The sequence below is a fragment of the Kitasatospora sp. NPDC127111 genome (assembly GCF_042677465.1).
Taxonomy (GTDB): Bacteria; Actinomycetota; Actinomycetes; order Streptomycetales; family Streptomycetaceae; genus Kitasatospora.
Genome location: NZ_JBHXTG010000021.1, coordinates 1 through 17,353 on the forward strand (window position 1 = coordinate 1; position 17,353 = coordinate 17,353).

Annotated in this window: 19 protein-coding genes; 10 read left to right on the forward strand and 9 right to left on the reverse strand. The window is 73.4% G+C overall.

The window, feature by feature from the left end:
• Both ACFVHB_RS15500 and ACFVHB_RS15505 read right to left on the reverse strand, forming a co-directional pair.
• Positions 1-852 (reverse strand): N-formylglutamate amidohydrolase (locus ACFVHB_RS15500; protein WP_380321057.1); only part of this gene is annotated, 852 nt, incomplete at its 3' end.
• A 203-nt stretch (positions 853-1,055) separates the two neighbouring features.
• Entirely contained in the window at positions 1,056-1,502 is a 447-nt protein-coding gene (locus ACFVHB_RS15505; protein ID WP_380321060.1) for an anthrone oxygenase family protein, read from the reverse strand.
• Positions 1,503-1,593: 91 nt separating this feature from the next.
• On the opposite strand from ACFVHB_RS15505, the gene ACFVHB_RS15510 reads away from it, so the two are divergent.
• Entirely contained in the window at positions 1,594-2,172 is a 579-nt protein-coding gene (locus ACFVHB_RS15510) for a TetR/AcrR family transcriptional regulator (protein WP_380321063.1), read from the forward strand.
• 309 nt (positions 2,173-2,481) lie between these two features.
• Here the strand turns inward: ACFVHB_RS15510 and ACFVHB_RS15515 are convergent, their stop codons facing one another.
• On the reverse strand, positions 2,482-3,693 hold the full coding sequence (locus ACFVHB_RS15515; RefSeq protein ID WP_380321066.1) for a cytochrome P450: 1,212 nt from the start codon (positions 3,691-3,693) through the stop codon (positions 2,482-2,484).
• Positions 3,694-3,984: 291 nt separating this feature from the next.
• On the opposite strand from ACFVHB_RS15515, the gene ACFVHB_RS15520 reads away from it, so the two are divergent.
• The 4 genes from ACFVHB_RS15520 (at position 3,985) to ACFVHB_RS15535 (ending at position 7,303) form a co-directional block, all read left to right on the forward strand.
• The gene (locus ACFVHB_RS15520) at positions 3,985-4,335 is read left to right on the forward strand and encodes a VOC family protein (protein ID WP_380321069.1); all 351 of its coding nucleotides are present in this window, start codon (positions 3,985-3,987) and stop codon (positions 4,333-4,335) included.
• Between the two features lie 243 nt (positions 4,336-4,578).
• Complete coding sequence (locus tag ACFVHB_RS15525; RefSeq protein WP_380321071.1) at positions 4,579-5,157, forward strand: TetR/AcrR family transcriptional regulator; 579 nt, start codon at positions 4,579-4,581, stop codon at positions 5,155-5,157.
• A 340-nt stretch (positions 5,158-5,497) separates the two neighbouring features.
• Positions 5,498-6,379 (forward strand): SDR family NAD(P)-dependent oxidoreductase, encoded by an 882-nt coding sequence (locus ACFVHB_RS15530; RefSeq protein WP_380321074.1) that lies wholly within the window; start codon positions 5,498-5,500, stop codon positions 6,377-6,379.
• Between the two features lie 309 nt (positions 6,380-6,688).
• Positions 6,689-7,303, forward strand: coding sequence for a DM13 domain-containing protein (locus ACFVHB_RS15535; RefSeq protein ID WP_380321077.1), 615 nt, complete (start codon positions 6,689-6,691; stop codon positions 7,301-7,303).
• Positions 7,304-7,454: 151 nt separating this feature from the next.
• Here ACFVHB_RS15535 and ACFVHB_RS15540 read toward each other — a convergent pair whose 3' ends face one another.
• The 5 genes from ACFVHB_RS15540 to ACFVHB_RS15560 all read right to left on the reverse strand — a co-directional run bounded on the left by ACFVHB_RS15540 (position 7,455) and on the right by ACFVHB_RS15560 (position 11,269).
• A complete protein-coding gene (locus tag ACFVHB_RS15540) occupies positions 7,455-8,102 on the reverse strand; it encodes a TMEM175 family protein (protein ID WP_380321080.1) in 648 nt (215 codons plus the stop codon).
• Positions 8,103-8,277: 175 nt separating this feature from the next.
• Positions 8,278-9,216: an NAD-dependent epimerase/dehydratase family protein gene (locus ACFVHB_RS15545; RefSeq protein WP_380321083.1), complete on the reverse strand. Its 939-nt coding sequence runs from the start codon at positions 9,214-9,216 to the stop codon at positions 8,278-8,280.
• Between the two features lie 81 nt (positions 9,217-9,297).
• Positions 9,298-9,774 (reverse strand): VOC family protein, encoded by a 477-nt coding sequence (locus ACFVHB_RS15550; protein ID WP_380321086.1) that lies wholly within the window; start codon positions 9,772-9,774, stop codon positions 9,298-9,300.
• A 174-nt stretch (positions 9,775-9,948) separates the two neighbouring features.
• Positions 9,949-10,434, reverse strand: coding sequence for a hypothetical protein (locus ACFVHB_RS15555; protein ID WP_380321089.1), 486 nt, complete (start codon positions 10,432-10,434; stop codon positions 9,949-9,951).
• Positions 10,435-10,456: 22 nt separating this feature from the next.
• Positions 10,457-11,269 carry a hypothetical protein gene (locus ACFVHB_RS15560; RefSeq protein WP_380321092.1) on the reverse strand — a complete coding sequence of 271 codons (813 nt, stop codon included), beginning with the start codon at positions 11,267-11,269 and terminating at the stop codon, positions 10,457-10,459.
• 224 nt (positions 11,270-11,493) lie between these two features.
• On the opposite strand from ACFVHB_RS15560, the gene ACFVHB_RS15565 reads away from it, so the two are divergent.
• The 5 genes from ACFVHB_RS15565 to ACFVHB_RS15585 all read left to right on the forward strand — a co-directional run bounded on the left by ACFVHB_RS15565 (position 11,494) and on the right by ACFVHB_RS15585 (position 13,905).
• A complete protein-coding gene (locus ACFVHB_RS15565; protein ID WP_380321095.1) occupies positions 11,494-11,778 on the forward strand; it encodes a hypothetical protein in 285 nt (94 codons plus the stop codon).
• Between the two features lie 331 nt (positions 11,779-12,109).
• The gene (locus tag ACFVHB_RS15570) at positions 12,110-12,409 is read left to right on the forward strand and encodes a DUF4193 domain-containing protein (RefSeq protein WP_380321097.1); all 300 of its coding nucleotides are present in this window, start codon (positions 12,110-12,112) and stop codon (positions 12,407-12,409) included.
• 183 nt (positions 12,410-12,592) lie between these two features.
• Positions 12,593-13,078 carry a DUF2975 domain-containing protein gene (locus ACFVHB_RS15575; RefSeq protein WP_380321100.1) on the forward strand — a complete coding sequence of 162 codons (486 nt, stop codon included), beginning with the start codon at positions 12,593-12,595 and terminating at the stop codon, positions 13,076-13,078.
• Complete coding sequence (locus tag ACFVHB_RS15580; protein WP_318105894.1) at positions 13,078-13,299, forward strand: helix-turn-helix transcriptional regulator; 222 nt, start codon at positions 13,078-13,080, stop codon at positions 13,297-13,299. Before ACFVHB_RS15575 ends, ACFVHB_RS15580 begins: the two co-directional genes overlap by 1 nt.
• A 105-nt stretch (positions 13,300-13,404) precedes the next feature.
• Positions 13,405-13,905 (forward strand): hypothetical protein, encoded by a 501-nt coding sequence (locus ACFVHB_RS15585; RefSeq protein ID WP_380321103.1) that lies wholly within the window; start codon positions 13,405-13,407, stop codon positions 13,903-13,905.
• A 71-nt stretch (positions 13,906-13,976) separates the two neighbouring features.
• Here the strand turns inward: ACFVHB_RS15585 and ACFVHB_RS15590 are convergent, their stop codons facing one another.
• A complete protein-coding gene (locus ACFVHB_RS15590) occupies positions 13,977-17,285 on the reverse strand; it encodes a BTAD domain-containing putative transcriptional regulator (RefSeq protein WP_380321106.1) in 3,309 nt (1,102 codons plus the stop codon).
• Between the last annotated feature and the right edge of the window lie 68 nt (positions 17,286-17,353).

Genomic DNA, 17,353 nt, shown 5'->3' on the forward strand with positions numbered 1-17,353 from the left:
GGTCGGGCTGGCGCGCACCGTGCGCACCGCCGTCGGCGCGCGCTCGGGCTCTACGTGCGCCCGGTGGGTGTCGACGAGGTCGGCCAGCGCGCCCGCCAGAGCGCCGAGCCCGGGGCCGGCCGGGCCTCCGGGCTCGGCCATGTAGAGGTCGCGGCGGATCTCCACCATGAGCGCGCTGACGTTCGAGGCCTTCCCGTAGTACCGCAGGGGCACGTACGTTCCCGCGAACGGGCTGTCGAGGCCGGTGCCGCCGAAGCCCGCGAACGCCTGCCGCGCCGCGTCGAGGAGGGCGGCGGGCGTGTGGAAGGGGTCCGTGCCGAGGCAGATCGGCGGACGAGGGCCGTCGCCGTGGAGCTCGTACGGCAGGGCCTTCGTCGGGTACGAGTGGACGTCGATGATCACCGCGCGCCCGACGGCTTCGATGCGCTCCGCGACGGCGGCCGTCACCGCCGCGGCGTACGGGTGGAAGTAGCGGTCCAGCAACGACTGTCCGTCGAAGCCGGCCGGGCGGAGCTCCTCGCGGTGCGTGGTTCGGGTGTAGACCGCGCCCATCCCGGCGGCCAGCATCTCCTCCCGCTCGTCGGGGAACCGCTCGGGGTCGACGACCAGGCGGGAGAGCCCGTTGACGAACCGCCAGGGCGTGAGGCGCGCCGCTGCTGCCGCCCCGGCGGCGATCTCGGCCGTGTGCGCGTCGGTGATGTGGTCCAGCTCCAGCGCGAGCGCCCGGTCGTCCGGCACGATCCCCGCGCGGACGTCGGCGGGTATGGCGCGGGCGGAGTGCGGGACGTGCAGGATCACGGGGGAGTCGGGCGATCCGGGGTGGAGCCGGAAGGAGGCGGGGGTGTCGGTCATCTGTTCCTCGCTGCGTGTCGTGTGCGCCTTGATGAAGTGTCACCTCCCTGACCCCTTCCCGGCCCACCGGGGCGGGGGTCCGGCCGCGCCCGGCGCGCGGGGGCTTCGCCCCGTGCGGGTCCGCAGGGTCGGACCGAGGCCGCAAGGTGGCCCTGGACCGGACGGACCGAGTGTGCGCCGCCTGCGCGGTCCCGGCCCGGGGCTCAGGCGAGGGCGGCGGCCAGCAGGGCGAAGGCGGCGATGATGACGGCGATGCGGACGTAGTGGAAGCGGTCCCAGCGGTTGGTCTGCGCCTTCCAGTCCTCGGGCAGGTGCTCGGTGGTCCACGTCTTGACCCGGTTGTTGATCGGGACGAGCAGCAGGACCGACATGATCACGCTGAGGATCAGCAGCGAGGCGGCGACGACCACGAGGCCGGTGCCGTGGTGGTGCCATCCGGCGACGGCCCAGACCGCGGCGAGGAGGAGCGAGCCGATGTACCAGAACGGCATCGCGGCGCCGAGCATCCGGGCTCCGTGGGTGCGGCCGCGCAGGCCGTTGTCGCCGGGGAGTGCGTTGAGGATCGGGTTGATGACGAAGGCGACGGAGAACTCCACCCCCACCATCACTCCGACGACCACGATGGTGATGACCTTGAGTGCGTCGAGCATGATGACCCCTCCTGGGATCTAGCGCCGCTAGATGATGGGCTAACGCTAGCGCTGCTGACGCTCACTTGTCTAGCAGTGCTAGGATCAAGTCATGTCGGTACAGGAACGCAAGGAACGCGAACGGGCGGCCCGCGAGCGCCTCATCGTGGCGACGGCCCGTGAACTCGCCGAGCAGCAGGGCTGGGACGCGGTCACCACCCGCCGGCTCGCCGAGCGCATCGAATACAGCCAGCCCGTCCTCTACAGCCACTTCCGCGGCAAGCGGGAGATCATCGGCGCCGTCGCCCTGCAGGGCGCCGCCGAAATGGCCGTGGCGCTGCGGGCCGCGACCTCCGCCGCGGACGGCCCGCGCACCAGGGTCACCGCCCTCGCCCGCACCTACCTCGACTTCGCCGAACGCAACCCGGCGGTGTACGACGCCATGTTCCAGCTCGACGGCGGCCTGGCCTTCGCGGCCGAGGACACGCCGGAGCCGCTGAAGGACGCCTTCGCCGCCCTGCTGGAGAGCCTCGGCGAGGTCGCCGGGGACGGCGTCGACCCGGCACTGTTCACCGAGGTGTTCTGGGCGGCCCTGCACGGGCTGGCCACCCTGACCCGGGCGGGCCGGCTGCCGCCGGCGGCAGCCGAGCGCAGGGTGGAGCTGGTGGTGGACCGGCTCGCCGTGGTCTGACACGGCGTCCGGGCGGAGCGGCGGCCAGCCGGAAGGGCGGCCGGAAGGGCGGCCGGAAGGGCGGCCGGGCGGCGGGGCAGCCGGAGGGGCGTCCGGGCGGCAGGGCAGCCGGGCGGCAGGGCAGCCGGGGACCTCCGGCCCGGCTGCCGGTCCACGGCATCGCCGCCCCCCACGACGACTCTTCCATCACGCCCGGTCGGTCACCCTGCCGTCCTGACCCGCCGCGCGCTGCCGGCCCGAAACGCCGCGCTGCGGGCGCCTCCCGCGACCGGGCGCTTCAGTGGGACCGCCAGGGCGCACCACACGGGCCTAGTAGCGGACGGGCAGAGCCAGCAGCCCCCTGGCGCGCAGCGACGGCCGGTGCCGGAGTTCGCCGTCCGGGAGGTCGAGGGCGAGGCCGGGGAAGCGGCGGAGCAGTGCGGTGAGCGCGATCTCCGTCTCCAGGCGGGCGAGCGGGGCACCGAGGCAGTAGTGGATGCCGTGGCCGAGGGCGAGGTGCTGGTTCTCGGAGCGGCGCAGGTCGAGGCGGTCGGGCTCGGGGAACTGCTCCGGGTCCCGGTTGGCGGAGGCCAGGGCGAGCAGCACCGTTTCGCCGGCCGGGACGGTGACGCCCCCGATGGTCACGTCTTCGCGCGGGAAGCGGCGGATGGCCAGTGGCGCCGGGCCGTCGAAGCGGGCGAACTCCTCGACGGCGCCGGCCGCCAGGGCCGGATCGGCGCGCAGCGCGGCCGCCTGCCCGGGGTGGGTGAGGAGGGCGAGGACGGCGTTGCCGATCAGGTGGACGGTGTTCTCGTACCCCGCGAACAGAATGAGGAAGGCGAGCGAGGTGAGCTCGTCCTCGGTGAGCCGGTCTTCCTGGTCGTGGACGGCGATCAGGTCGGAGAGCAGGTCGTCGCCGGGGTGCTCGCGCTTGCGGGCGATCAGGCCGGTGAAGAAGGCCAGCATCGCGCCGACGGCGGCCCTGGCCTCGTGCGGGCGTTCCGGGTCCGGGGCGATCAGGGTGTCGGTCCAGGCCCGGAAGTCGTGCCGGTCGGAGGCCGGGACGCCGAGCAGGTCGCAGATGACCGTGATCGGCAGCGGGGCGGCGTACGCGGTGATCAGGTCGGCCCGGCCGAGCGGGGCCATGGCGTCCAGCAGCCCGTCGGCGATCCGCTCGACCGGCCCGCGCAGTTCCTCGACGCGGCGCGGGGTGAACGCCTTGGAGACCAGGCGGCGGATACGGGTGTGGTCGGGCGGGTCCATGTTGAGCAGGTTGGCGTCCAGGGCGGGCGGCAGCGCGAACCCGCGGTAGTTGCCGGGCGCCGCGTGCCGTTTGTCCAGGGCGAGCCGGGGATCGGCCATGGCCTGCCGGACGTCCCGGTAGCGGGTGACCAGCCACACCGGCAACCCGTCCGGGCCGGTGACCCGGTGCACCGGGCCCGCCTCGCGGAGGGCGGCGTACCCGGCGTACGGATCGGCGATCAGCGCGGCCACGGGGTCGTCGGCGGTGGTGGTGGCAGAGGTCGGATCAGTCGAATTCACCTGGTCAGCCTACGTCCCGTCAGAAGCCCGACGACGGGGAGGGCGTGGCGGCAGCGGGCTTGCGAGGGGGCGGCCGTAGGCGCGGCGCCGGCCGACCGACCGGACCGGTGCGAGGTGCCGGAGTGCCGGGAAGCGGTCCAGGGCGCGTTCGATCCGGCCGGGCCCGGAGGAGTGCTCGGGGCCGGTGGACCAGCTGGGCCGAGGGCGGCCCCTCGAACAGTGGGGCGAGGCCGGACCCACGGCACGGCGTCGCAGCGCCACGTCGGTCACGCCGGGGCCTACCCTGGCCGCATGATCAATGGCGGACACGTCATCATCTACAGCCGCGATGCCGAGGCGGACCGGGCCTTCTTCAGGGACGTGCTGGAGTATCCGCACGTCGATGCGGGAGCCGGTTGGTTGGTCTTCAAGCTTCCGCCGACCGAGCTCGCCGTGCATCCCACGGAAGGTCCGGAGACGCAGGAGCTCTATCTGATGTGCGACGACGTCGACGCGACGGTGCGGACCCTGGCCGCGAAGGGAGTGGAGTTCGTCCAGCCGGTCACCGATGCGCGCTGGGGGCGGCTGACCAGGTTCCGTCTGCCGGGCGGCGGCGAGGTGGGCATGTACGAGCCCCGCCACGAGCGGGCCACCGATCTGTGAGGCATCCGGTCCGGGGGATTCCTCAGCGGCCACGTCATCCTGGTCGATGCGATCCGATCCGCTCCGGACGGGCGCGGGTCCACGGCGTCCTCGGAGGCCGCCGCTTCGAGGTCGCGCCGGCCGCCGGCGGCTGAGCCCGCCCGTACACCGCGCTCATCGGGTCGTTCGCGCGGACCAGGGGCCGCCGACGGCGGGCGGCGAACGGCCGAACGGCAGCGCGACGCGGCTGCGTATGCTGGGGCCGTGACGGCGAACAGTGGACGGGGACCGGTACTGCGGGCGGACGCCGCGCGGAACCGGGCCCTGGTGCTGCGCACCGCCCGGGAACAGCTGGCCGCGGGGGACGACTCGCTGCAGCTCAACGTCATCGCCCGGCTGGCCGGGGTGGGCGTCGGAACCGTCTACCGGCACTTCCCCACTCCGCAGGCGCTGCGCGAGGCGCTGCTGGTGGAACGGTTCCGCGAGCTGGTCGACGAGGCCCGCGCCGCCGCTGACGTCGAGGACCCCGCCGAGGGCCTCCGCCGACTGCTGCGGTTCACCCTCACCATGGCGTTGCACGACGACGGTCTGGGCTCGGTGCTCGAGTCCGCCAGTGACGCCGAGGCGCAGACCTCGGCCCTGAAGGCCGAGTTGGACGAGGCCGTCGCGGGCCTGCTCGACCGGGCCCGGATGGGCGGCGCGGTCCGCGGCGACATCGGGCCCGGCGACGTGCGCCGGCTGCTCTGCGGGATCGAACACGCTCTGCGAAGCGGCGACCACGGTTCCGCGCGGGTCGAGGTCTACCTCGGTGTTCTTCTTGAGGGGCTGCGCCCTCCGCGCTGACGCGGCTCGGTGACCGGAGGCCGCGCGCGCGGTGTCCGGATCTCACGGACCGCGAACGTCCGTGCCCGGAAGGGCTTTTCGGCCGCCGTACGGGTGGCCCGGGCGGTGCCCGACGTGGCGTTCGCTCCGCCGCCGCGCCCGCGCCCTTCGGCCTCAACTCACCACCCGGGCAGTGACGCTGTGCGTCGGTCGACGCACGCGTGGACGCGGCGGGGTGGAGGCGGGGACGGCTGAGGGGCACTGCGCGACCTTAACCGGATAGCTATCCGGTCGTGTTAGTGTTCACCGCGAACCGGATAGCTATCCGGTTGTCGTCGCGTAGTCGAGAAGGGGCGAAGTGATGGAACGCCAGGCAGTGGTGACCGCCGGGACCGGCGGTATCGGGCTGGAGACGGCGCTGGGTCTCGCGGAGCGCGGGTACACCGTCACCGTGGTCGGCCGCGACACGGCACGCGGCACCCGTGCGCTGGAGCGGATCGCGGCCGTGGCGACCGGGGGCCGCCCGAGGTTCATCGAGGCCGACCTGTCGTCACTCGGTGAAGTGCGGGACCTCGCCGATCGCTTGGCCGCCGCGGGCCCGCTGACCGTCCTGGTCAACAACGTCGGTGCGATGTTCGCGGAGCGGCAGCGGACCGTGGACGGGATCGAGGCGTCCTTCGCCGTCAACCACCTCTCGCCGTACCTGCTCACCGAGCTGCTGCTGGACCGGCTCCGGGCCGGCGGGCCGAGCCGGATCGTGAACGTGAGCTCCGGGGCGGTCAAGGTCGCCAAGCGCACCTTCGACGCCGTGGAGCCGCCGGGCGGCTACTACGGCTTCCACTGGTACGGCCGGGCCAAGCTCGCCAACCTCGCCTACACGCTGGATCTGGCCGCGCGCGTGCGCGGCAGTGGCGTCAGCGTCTTCGCGGCCGACCCGGGCGGCGCCGCCACCAGCATGACCAACGGCACGATGACCTCGCCCACCATCGTCTCCCCGGGCCTGCGCCTGCTCTGGCCTCTGGTCCGCAAGCGCTTCGAGCGCTCCACCGCCGGGCCGGCCTCCGAGGCCGCCCGCTCCTCGGTCTTCGCCGCCACCGACCCGTCGCTGGACGGAAGGACCGGCCTGCTCATCGGCCCGGAGTCCCGTGCCGTCCCGGCCCTCCCGGCGAGCACCGACCCCCGGACGGTCGCCGCCGTCCTCCGGCTCAGCAGGGAGCACGCGGACCGCTGGGTGCGCGTGTGAGCCGCCTCCCCGCGCGGCCGACGGCGACCCGGCCGACCGGGGGCGATGGGCAGGTGGTCCGCTGAGTGGTCGGGGCTCGGCCGGCCGGCGCTCGTCTTACCGAGCCATTACGGCGCGGCTGAGCCCCTCCCGCCGGTGCTCCGGTCTCGTGTAGTCATGTTCCGTCACCCGTCACCCGTCACCCGTCACCCGTCACCCGTCACCCGTCACCCGTCACCCGTCACCCGTCACCCGCCACCCGGTACCCCTCACCCGGCACCCGTCCACAGCAGGGCATGACATCGTGCCCAGGCCCGTTCAGGAGATCCGATGCCCGACCGTCCTTCGGAGAGCGGCAGGAAGTCGCGCCGCCGCCCGGTGCTGCTGACAGCACTGGCACTTGTGCTGGCCGTCGCCGCCTTCGCCCTCTACCTGTTCCAACCCTGGAAGGCGTTCACCAGCACCACCGTCGACGAGGCGCTGCCGACCGGCCTGCCGGCCACCGCCGGCGCGAGCGCCGTTCCGCAGCAGCAGCAGCAGCAGTCGCAGTCGCAGTCGTCGGCGGCGTCGTCACCGTCCGCGGCTGCGGCCGTTCCCGTCGACCTGGCGCGCGGCAGCTTCGTCTCCGGGGAACACGACACCAGTGGCACCGCTCGGCTGGTCCGCCTCCCGGACGGGGCGACGGTGCTGCGCCTGGAGAACCTGCGCACCTCGGAGGGGCCCGACGTGCGCGTCTACCTCTCCACCGGCTCCGCGGCCGAATCCCGCGCGGACGTGCTCGGCGACGGCGCGGTGGAACTCGACCGCCTGAAGGGGAACCTCGGCAATCAGAACTACACGGTCCCGGCTGGCACCGACCTGTCCCGGATCCGCAGTGTCGTCATCTGGTGCAAGCGGTTCTCGGTCACCTTCGGTGCGGCCGACCTCGCCGCGGCCCGGAGCTGATCCGCTGCCCCGCGCAGGGTGGGTAGCTCCCGTGGGTGGCTCCCCGACCGGCGAAGGGCGGCCCCGGTGGTGCCGGGGCCGGCTCTCCGGGGCGGGCCGGGTGCGCGGTGGTGACATGGCGGGCAGGGCCCTGGCGCGAGGCCAGGTTCGGTCATGCCCGGCTACCGGGGTCCCGGGTGGGAACGGGCGTCTGGTTGAAGGCGTAGTAGACGGCCAGGGCGCCGTGGACGGCGAGGGCCAGCGCCGCGGACACGAAGGCCAGGCCGACGGTGACGGGGTAGACGACCAGGCCGAGGCTGAAGCGGGCGCGGGTGGCGCGGGCGGCACGGACGTCGACGCGCTCGTCGAAGCAGTGGCCGGTACGGGTGACGTAGTACCAGAACAGGACGAAGGTGACGGCATGGGCGACCATCACCGACCCGTACACGGCGGCGGCGACGTTCGAGGCGTCGGGTTGGCGGAGGTTCTCGGCGATCAGCGCGGTGGGGAACGGAAGCGCGGCGACCACCAGGAGGAGCAGCAGGTTGAGGAAGACCAGGGTGCGGTCGACGCGGGCGATGTAGGTGAACACGGTGTGGTGGTTGACCCACATCACGCCGATCACCAGGAAGCTGACCACGTAGGCGCAGTACGAGGGCCACTGTTCCCCGAGGGCGTGCCACAGTTCGCTGCCGCTGTGGGCCTCGGGCACGTTGACCTCAAGGATCAGCAGGGTGATCGCGATGGCGAACACGCCGTCGCTGAAGGCCTCGACCCGCCCCGAGTCGGTCGTCCCGCCCGTCGCCCGATCCGTCGCCATCCGGTGAGGATGCCAGAGCCCGGGCCGGAGATGACGGAGCGACGCTCCGTCAGCGGACCGCCGGTCAGAAGGCGGCCGCCGGACCGGGACAACGGCGACAGCGACGAGACCCGGCCCACGCCGGAGGGCTGGGCTTCACCGGCGAAAACCTGGGCCCGGGGCTTCGGCTCCGGGCTTACGCCAGCCCTTGCGCGAAGCCCTGGCGCCACGAGGGGTAGCGCAGCTGCCAACCGAGTTCCCGCTTGGCCTTGGCGTTGGAGAAGCCGCGGCCCTCGGTCATCATCGTCACCGCCACGTCACCGGCGAGCAGTCGGGCCAGCCCCTTGGGGACGCGCATCGGCGGCTTCGCCCCCGCGTGTGCGGCCAGGACGGGCAGCCACTCGCGGGCGGGGGCCGGTTCGTCGTCGACGATGTTGAAGACGCCCCGCGCCCGCTGCTCGACGGCCAGGACGGTGGCGCTCGCCGCGTCGTCGAGATGGACCCAGGAGCTGTGGCCGGTGCCGGCGCCGACGAGCGGGAGCTGCCGCTTGCGGACGAGCCGGACCAGGTCGTCGCTGGCGCCGGGCCCGTAGAGCGCGCCGTACCGCAGGGCCGCGCCACCGGCCCGGACGACCGCGCCCTCGACGTGGCGGATCGCCTCCATCGTCGGACGCGCCGCCGCAACCGGGGTCGGGTCGAGCGGGTCCTCCTCGGTCTTCACCCATCCGCCCTCGCGGATGCCGTTCCAACCGGCGTAGCTCTGCGCGACGACGTGGGGCACGCCGGTCGCCTCGGCGGCGGCCAGCAGGTGGTCCGTCCCCTCGGTGCGCAGCCGGTTGGTGAGGGCGAACCAGCGGTCCATGTGCTTCATGTCGGGCTTGCCGGCGTGCGTCATGGAGATGGCGGTCATCTGGTGCACGATCGCGTCCGGCCGGGCGGCGGCCACCGCGCCGCCGACCGACACCGCGTCGAGCCCGTCCATCACGACCCCGTCCGCGCCCAGCTGCTCCAGCAGGGCCAGCTTGGCCGCGCTCGTCGTCGTGGCGGTCACCTGGTGGCCGCGGGCCACGAGTTGCGGCACCAGCCGCCGTCCCAGGACCCCGGTCCCGCCTGCCACGAACACCCGCATGGCCATCACCTTCTCGATTCCGGAACCGCTTCGGGAGCTGAGCCGAGACTCGCCGGCAGGGCGTGAGGAACGGCGGGTGCCGCCCGGTCAGTCGCCGCCCTGCAGGGACTCCATGGCCTCCCTGGCCCGCTTCTCCAACTCGTCCGGCGGTACGTCCTCCACGTGGGTGGCGACGTGCCACCGATGGCCGAACGGGTCCTCGAACTGCCCGGACCGGTCGCCGTAGAACTGGTCCTTCACCGGATCCAGCTCCCTGGCGCCCTGGGCGAGGGCCTTGGCGAAGACCGCGTCGACGTCCTCCACGAACACGTACAGGTTCACCGGAGTGCCGCCCACCGTCTTCGGCCCGAGGAATCCCATGTCGGGGAACTCGTCCGCGAGCATGACCACCGAGTCGCCGATCTGGAGCTCGGCGTGACCGAGCTTGCCGCCGGGCGCCGGCGCCCTCATGCGCTCCGTCGCGCCGAGGACGGAGACGTAGAAGTCGATCGCAGCCGCTGCTCCGTCGACGCAGAGGTACGGTGTGACCCGCGGATACCCCTCGGGAATGGGCTTGACGCTCACTCTGTCCCGCTTTCCGATCGGTGGTGATCATTCCGGGCGGTCACACATGGCCGTCAATTCGGACATATCGGGCATTCGAACCGCCGGACCAGAATGGCATGCGCGGCCGTGTCGCGCGGCCCGAACCCGGAGGCCCGGGTGCTTCGCCCGCGGGGCGATGGGCCCGCCACCGCCTCAGTGAACGGCTGCCGACCTGTAGAGGCTCGCGAGCACCCACTCGTCCGCCGGGGGTGCGGGACGCGTGAAGACCACCGAGACGCCGGCTTCCGTCCGAACGGCGAGCTGGCCGTCGAACGTCAGGGCGTCGTCGGGGTGCCATGCGCAGCCGAGCCGCCCGAGTCCGCTGATCAGCGCCTCACGACTCGGTGCTTCGATGTCCTCCCGGGTGGCGGCGTTGATGCGGGAGGGGGATTGAAAACGGCCGTCGGCGCCCGACGTGTCGAGTCCGAGCAGCGACACCGTCGCGTCGGGGCCGACCCACAACTCCAGGCTGCCGTCCTTGAAGCCGACTTCTCCGCCGGAGCCCGACCGTGCGGGCCCGGCCAAGCCGGTACCACCGCCCAGCAGGCGATCCGCCTCCTCGCCGGACATGCCGAGCCTGAACGCGCCGATCTCGCCGGTGGCCGCGAAAGAGATGATCAACCCGAGCAGCGTAGCCATGGACAGGAGGCTATCCGCACGTTCAACGGCCTTTGGGCCGGCCCCGGCGGGGGGCTTTGAACCCGCGGGGGACCGTGAAGTAGTCCTCCGCCGTGGAGTTCCACGAGCCGCCGAGGGTGAAGGCCAGGACGGTGCCGTACCTGGCCCGCGCGGCCGCCACGGTCAGCGGGGCCCGCGGGACGCTCGAAGTGCGCCGGTAGATCTCGGCCGGCCCTGTCCCGGGTTCGGGGGAGGGCTCCTCGATCAGGTTCGGGATCGGCAGATCCGGCCGGTCCCAGTCGATCCGGAGCCCTGGGCCCCTGAGCGGCGGCGCGGGCATCAGACGGTCGTCCGGGTACCGGCCGCGAGCACGGTGGTACTCGAGTGCGTAGGCCACGGTGCCGGCCGTGGTCGACGCGCCGGGCCCGTCGCCGCCCCGCGGTCCCCAGGCCGCGATCCGGGCCGCGTGGATCCGCGGCAGCACGTCGGTGATGTCTCCTCGGACGCCGAAGTAGGCGACGGCGTTCATGCCGCACCTGAGGACGTACGGCGACCGGGAGTTCTCGAGGACCGAGCCGTTGTAGGGCCTGACGCAGCGGTCGGAGAAGCGCGTGAGAACGTGCTCCACGCCCTCGACCTCGGACAGGCGCCCGATCAGGGCGCGCATCGTCCGCTCCTCCGTCGCCCTGCGGGATTCCGCCTCGGGCGACGTGGCCGCTGTCCGCAGCTTCTTCTCCGACGGCTGTCGGGAGAACGCCGTGGTCAGCTTCACCAGGACGAGAACCGTCAGCAGTCCGCCCGCCCGGGCGCACCACGTGCCGAGCCGACGCAACGGGTCGAGTGCGATCTGCTTCATCCCCCACCTCCGACCCCCACCCTCCGGTGGGGCCAGGGCCGGGCGCAATGAGTACCCGTACTCAGATTCCTCCGGGGGCGGCAGCTCGTCCGTGGGAGCAGCCCGGCCGCGGGCCCGCCGATGCGGCTGTCCGAGTGCCATCCGGCAAGATCGCGACCGGGAGGCGCGCGCCGAGGGGTATGTCGTCTCGCACGAGATGACCTCGGACCCGTGAGGAGACCAGCGTGTACGCAGCAGTGCGGCGGTACGAAGGAGTGACCGATCCAGCGGAGGCGGGACGTCGAGTGGCCGAGGGGTTCGTGCCGCTCCTGCGCCAGGTTCCCGGGTTCGTGGCCTATTACTGGGTGGACGCCGGGGACGGGGTGATGGTTTCCACCAGCGTCTTCGAAGACGAAGCCGGGGGCGAAGAATCGATCCGAAGGGCAGCGGGCTTCGTGCGGGACAACCTCGCGGATCTGCTGCCGAACCCTCCCCAGGTCACGGCCGGCCGGGTCGTGGCGGCCGGATAGTCTGCGCGACGCGCTGCGCCCGGGGGCCTGGACGGGGCCTGGACGGGGGCCGTCGGGCGGGCGCGGGGACGCCGAGGTTGCGGAGCGGTTCCGCAAGGCGCAGGCTGGCAGCCGCAAGGGCGCGGAGACGGCGAGCGGCTGCTCGCCGTGTGCCCGACCACCGCGGGCGAAGCCACCGCCGGAGGTGCCTGGGGCGGCACGTTGCGAGGCACCCGGGAGGGCGGCCCCGGCGGCCGCCGGTGGTCCGGGCACTCTGCCGCAGGATCCCGCGCCCCCGTGGGCGGACGCGCAGCACGACCCGCCCACCGACCTCTGAGGAGGAGGTACCGCCGTGGCAACCGACTACGACGCCCCGCGCGACACCGGCGAGGAGAGCGGTGACGACAGCATCGAGGCACTGAAGAGCAAGCGCGACGACCGGCAGGTTTCCGCGGTGGACATCGACGCCGAGGCTGTCGAGGGCATCGAGCTGCCGGGCGCCGACCTCTCCGGTGAGGAACTCACCGTCCGGGTGGTGCCCCTTCAGCAGGACGAGTTCACCTGCATGACCTGCTTCCTGGTCCACCACCGCGCCCAACTCGCCGGCGAGGACGAACACGGCCAGCCGATCTGCCTCGACTGCGCGTCCTGACCGCCGCGGGGGCGGCGGGCCGGCCGCACCTCCCTCGGCGGCGCGTGGGCCGGACATTCCGACGCTTGCCCCTTCCGACCTTGCCCGCGACCTCGCCCGTTCCGGTCCTCGCCCGTTCGAGCCCTTGCCCGCACCTATCGAGATTCGATAGATTCCCATCGCAATTCGATGGGAGGATGGGTCGTGGGAAATCTGGCAGTGGGTGCGCTGCGCGCCGTGCTCGTGGTGGTGCTCGCCGGCACCGTGGGCGTCCAGGCATTGATGGTGTGGGCGTTGGCCACCGACCCGGAGGACGGGTCGCTGCCGCTGACGCCGCTGCGCCTGATCACGATCCTGGGCATGGTGTCGGCCCAGGTCGCCCTGGTCTGCGTGTGGCGGCTGGTGGCGATGGTGCGGCGGGGAACCGTGTTCTCCCATGCCGCCTTCCGGTACGTGGACGGCGTGATCGGCGCGATCGTGGCGGCTGCCCTCGTGTGGTTCTCGGTCACGGCCGTCAACGCGCCGGGCCAGCGGGAGGACCCGGGCGTCACCGTGATCATGGGCGGGATCGGCGTGGCCATCCTGGGGGTCGCGCTCATCGTGTTCGTGCTGCGGATGCTGCTCGCCCAGGCCGTCGCGCGCGACGTCGAGGCGACGAAGATGCAGGCGGAGTTGGACGGGGTGATCTGATGCCGATCGCCGTCGACATCGACGTGATGCTGGCGAGGCGGAAGATGTCGGTGGGCGAGCTCGCGGACCGCGTGGGGATCACTCCCGCCAACCTGGCGGTGCTCAAGAACGGCCGCGCCAAGGCGGTGCGCTTCGCGACGCTCGCCGCGCTCTGCGAGGTGCTCGAGTGCCAGCCGGGTGACCTGCTGCGCTGGGAGACGGAGGACGCCGCGGACGGATGACGCGGCAGGGGTCCGCGGCCTGCCCGGGGCGGGGGAGTCCGGCCTGCCCCGGGCGGGGGGAGTGCGGCCTGCCCCCCGGGCGGGGGAGTGCGGCAGAATCCGGCTGTGACGTCCACGGGGATCCTGGCCGAGCTGGAAGCCGGCATGGCGGAGCTGGCCACGCCGATGCGGGTGTACGTGGCCGCCGGGCGGTTCAGCGAGCCGGAACCCGATCTGCCCGAGCTGGCGGCCCGGATTCGCGCGCTGCTGGCCGCGATCGCGGCGGACGAGGCCTGGCGGCGCTACCTGCCCGGGTACGTCCCGCCGTCCGTCCCTGAGGTCTGCGCCGCGCTGGAACCGGTGGAGACGCACGGGGCCGCCCCGTTCCTGGCCCAGGTCGCGGCCGTCGACCTGGTCTGGCCGAGTCACCGGCACCTCCCCGCCGAGACCGCCGAGCGCGCCGCGGACCGGGTGGTGTCCCTGCTCGGACCGGAGGCCAGCTGGTGGACCAACCATGACGCCGGATGCGGCGCGGTGAACGGGCTCGTCCCCCTCCTGTCCGACAGCCTGCTCGCGGGGACGGACGGTGAGCACTTCGCCCTGGCCCTGCAGATCGCCGACGCCTGAGCACGCCTGTGCGCGCCTGTGCGTGCCTGTGCGCGCCTGAGCACGCCGCCCGCAGGGCCGGGGGCCGCGGGTCAGGGGGCGAGGAGGTCCCGGACGTGACCCGTCCTGGAGGTGCCCACGGATTCCAGGATGCTCAGGGCCGCGTGCCAGTGCAGGCGTGCCCCGGCGGTGTCACCGGTGCGGTGGCGGACGTGTCCGAGGACGACCAGGGTGTCGGCCTGAGCCGTCAGGTGCCCGGCCCGGGCCTGGATGGTCAGTGCGTGCTCCGCCCGGTCGGCCGCGCTGCGGTGGGCACCGGCCGCCAGGTCGAGTTCCGCCTGGATCCGGAGCGCTTGTCCGTGGATGAGCCGGTACCCGCTCGTGGCCGCCAGTGTCCGCGCGTACTCCGCGAACTCGGCCGCTTCCGGGAGGCGGCCGTCCCGCAGGTGGCTCTCCGCCGCTCCGACGTGCGCTCTGAGCTCCGGGGCGCGCGCGTCGCACCGTTTGGCCAGCTCGATCGCGGTGTCGAAGTGGCGCAGCGCGCTGCCGTGATTGCCGACGTTCTGCGCGAGGGTCGCCCGGCCGACGTACAGGTACGACTCCGCTCGTGCCTCGCCGGTGGCCAGTTCGAAGCCCTCGTCGAGGTGCGCCAGGGCCGTCGTCCGGTCGCCGGAGCGCATCGCGTGCAGGGCCAGCCAGAACAGGGTGTACGCGAGGTCCGGCTGGTGGCCCGAGCCGCGTTGGAGGTCGGCGGCCCGGTGCAGGTGGGTCGCGGCTTCGCGGCGCCCCTGGTCGTGGAGCACCGCTCCCAGGTTCCGCTCCGTGATGGGCGAGTCGGACCGCACGTGGGGCTCGTCGTACATCCGCAGGGCGCGCTTCAGTTGCGCCTCGGCCTCGGACAGCCGGCCCATTTCGTGCAGGATCGCCCCGAGGTTGCCCGCGACGATCGCCCCGCCCTCGCGGAATCCCGCCGCCCGGCACTGGAGTGCGGCCTGCTCGCCGTGATGGAGCGCCTCCTCGAGGTCGCCCGCGAACCAGGAGGCGAGGCAGAGGCTGTTGTGGGCCGAGGACAGTCCCTCGGCGGATCCCGTCCTGCGGTAGAGCTCGACCGCGAGACGGTCGTGCCGCATGCTCCGGCGGTAGTCGCTCAGGTTCAGGTACGCGCTGGACAGGCTCCGGTGCGCCGCCGCCTGGCCAGGGAGATCCGACTCCGCCTCGGCCGCCGCGAGGCCGGCGGAGGCGACGGCGAGCCAGTCGGCGGCGTAGGAGCGCCGCATCATGTAGGGGCGCAGCGCGTCGGACAGCAGCCAGGCCGTGCGGCGGGGTCCGGTCCGGGCGCACTGCCGGACCACGGCCACGGCGTTCTCCCGTTCGGTGTCCAGCCAGTCGAGGGCCGTGGCCGCGTCCGTGAAGCGGAGCCCGTCCGGACTCGCGTCCAAGGGGATGCGGATCGCGTTGGGGTGGATCAGTCGGGCCGCGGCGTCCACGCCGCCCAGGTACCAGGAGGAGAGCCGGTCCAGGGCCGCCGCCCGGTCCGGCTCCGGGTCGTGCTCGGCGGAGAGTTCGGCGGCGTAGGCGCGCAGCAGGTCGTGGAAGGTGTAGCGGCCGTGGGAGCGCTGTTCCAGGAGGTGGGAGCGGGTCAGTTCGTCCAGGTGCCCGGCGGCCGAGGCCGGGGTCGTGGCGGCGAGGGCGGCCGCGGCCGGCAGGGTGATGTCGCCGCCCGGCACGAGGCCGAGGAGCCGGAAGAGCCTGGCGGCTCCCGGGCTCAGGGCGACGTAGGAGAGGTCGAACACCGCTCGGATCGCGGCGCGCCGGTCGCCGGGGACCTCCAGTGCGGTCAGCCCTTCGGTGCTGAGGCGGGCGAGCTGCTCGGACAGCGGACGGTCCGGATGGAGGGCGAGGTGGGCCGCGGTGATGGCGATGGCGAGCGGAAGGTGCGCGCAGGCGGAGACCAGGGCCCGAGCGGCCTCCGGCTCCGCTGTGACTCGCGATTCGCCGATGATGGCGGTCAACTGCTCTGCGGCCTCGGCCGCTTCCAGCACGGGTACCCGGAGGGGGACGGCCCCGTCGCGGGCGACCATGCCCGCCAACGAGTCCCGGCTGGTCACCAGCACCAGGCAGTGCGCGCTGCCGGGGAGCAGCGGCCGCACCTGGTCGGCCGAGTGCGCGTTGTCCAGGACGATCAGGAGCCGTCGGCCCGCGCACAGGGAGCGGAAGAGGGCGGCCGCCTCGGCCTCCTGCGTGGGGATCCGGTCGGTGGCCACGGCGAGGGCGTGGAGGAACCGTCCGAGCGCGTCGATCGGGCGCAGCGGGCGGCCCTCGTGGTGGCCGCGGAGGTCGACGAACAGCTGCCCGTCGGGGAAGCGGTCCCGTCGGTGGTGCCCCCAGTGGACGGCGAGAGCCGTCTTGCCCACCCCGCCCTCCCCGGTGAGCAACACGATCCCGACCGCACCCGGCGAGGTCGAGCCGGGGCGGGCCAGCATGCCGTCGAGGGCCCGTCTGCTCTCCTGGCGGCCGACCAACACGGGGACGGACGGCGGTAGTTGGGCGGGAAGGGCGGCTGCGGGGGCCGCTCGCTCCCGCGGCTCGGTGCGGGCCGCGGGAGCGAGCGGGGAGGCTGCGGCGGCCAGCAGACCGGGGTCGTCGGCGAGGATCCGCGCGTGCAGGGAGATCAGCTCAGGCCCTGGTTCCAGTCCGAGCTCACGGACCAGCAGTTCCCGCGCGTGCTGGTAGGCGGCGAGCGCCTCGCTCCGGTGGCCCGACCGGTACAGCGCGGTCATCAGGTGCCCGTGCAGCCGTTCGCGCAACGGGTGGCGGGCGGTCTCGGCCCGGATCTCGCCGAGGACGTCGGCGTGCCGGCCGAGCCGCAGGTCCGACTCGATGCGGTTCTCGAAGGCGACGGCCCGGCTCTCGTCCAGCCGCGGAGCCTCGGTCAGGCTCAGGCGCTCCGCCCGGCAGCCGGCCAGTGCGTCCCCGCGCCACAGGGCCAGCGCCGCCCTCAGCCGGGCGGAGGCCGCCGCGTGGTCGCCGCGCTCGGCGGCTTCGGCCGCCGCTCCCGTCAGCTGCCCGAACTCCCGCAGGTCCAGGAAGGCCTGATCCGACCGCAGCAGGTACCCGCCGGGTGTGGTCGCCAGCACCTCGCGGTCGCCCGCGGCGGCCAGGGCGCGCCGCAGCCGCTTGACGTAGTTCTGCAGGGTGGTGCGGGCGGTGGCCGGCGGGGAGCTCCCCCACAGTCCGTCGATCAACTCCTCGGCCGGGACGGGCCGGTTCGCGGCCAGCAGCAGCAGTGCGAGGAGATCGCGTTCCTTCGGCGCGGTGACCGCGATCGGTTCCCCCGCGTACAGGACCTCGACCGGCCCCAGGACCCGGTACTCGAAGCTGCTTCCCCGTCCCCGACTCATGATCACCAGCCTACGTGAGACGCCGCTAGCGATCCGCTAGCGGTTCCTCCACAAGGTGGCCACGACGC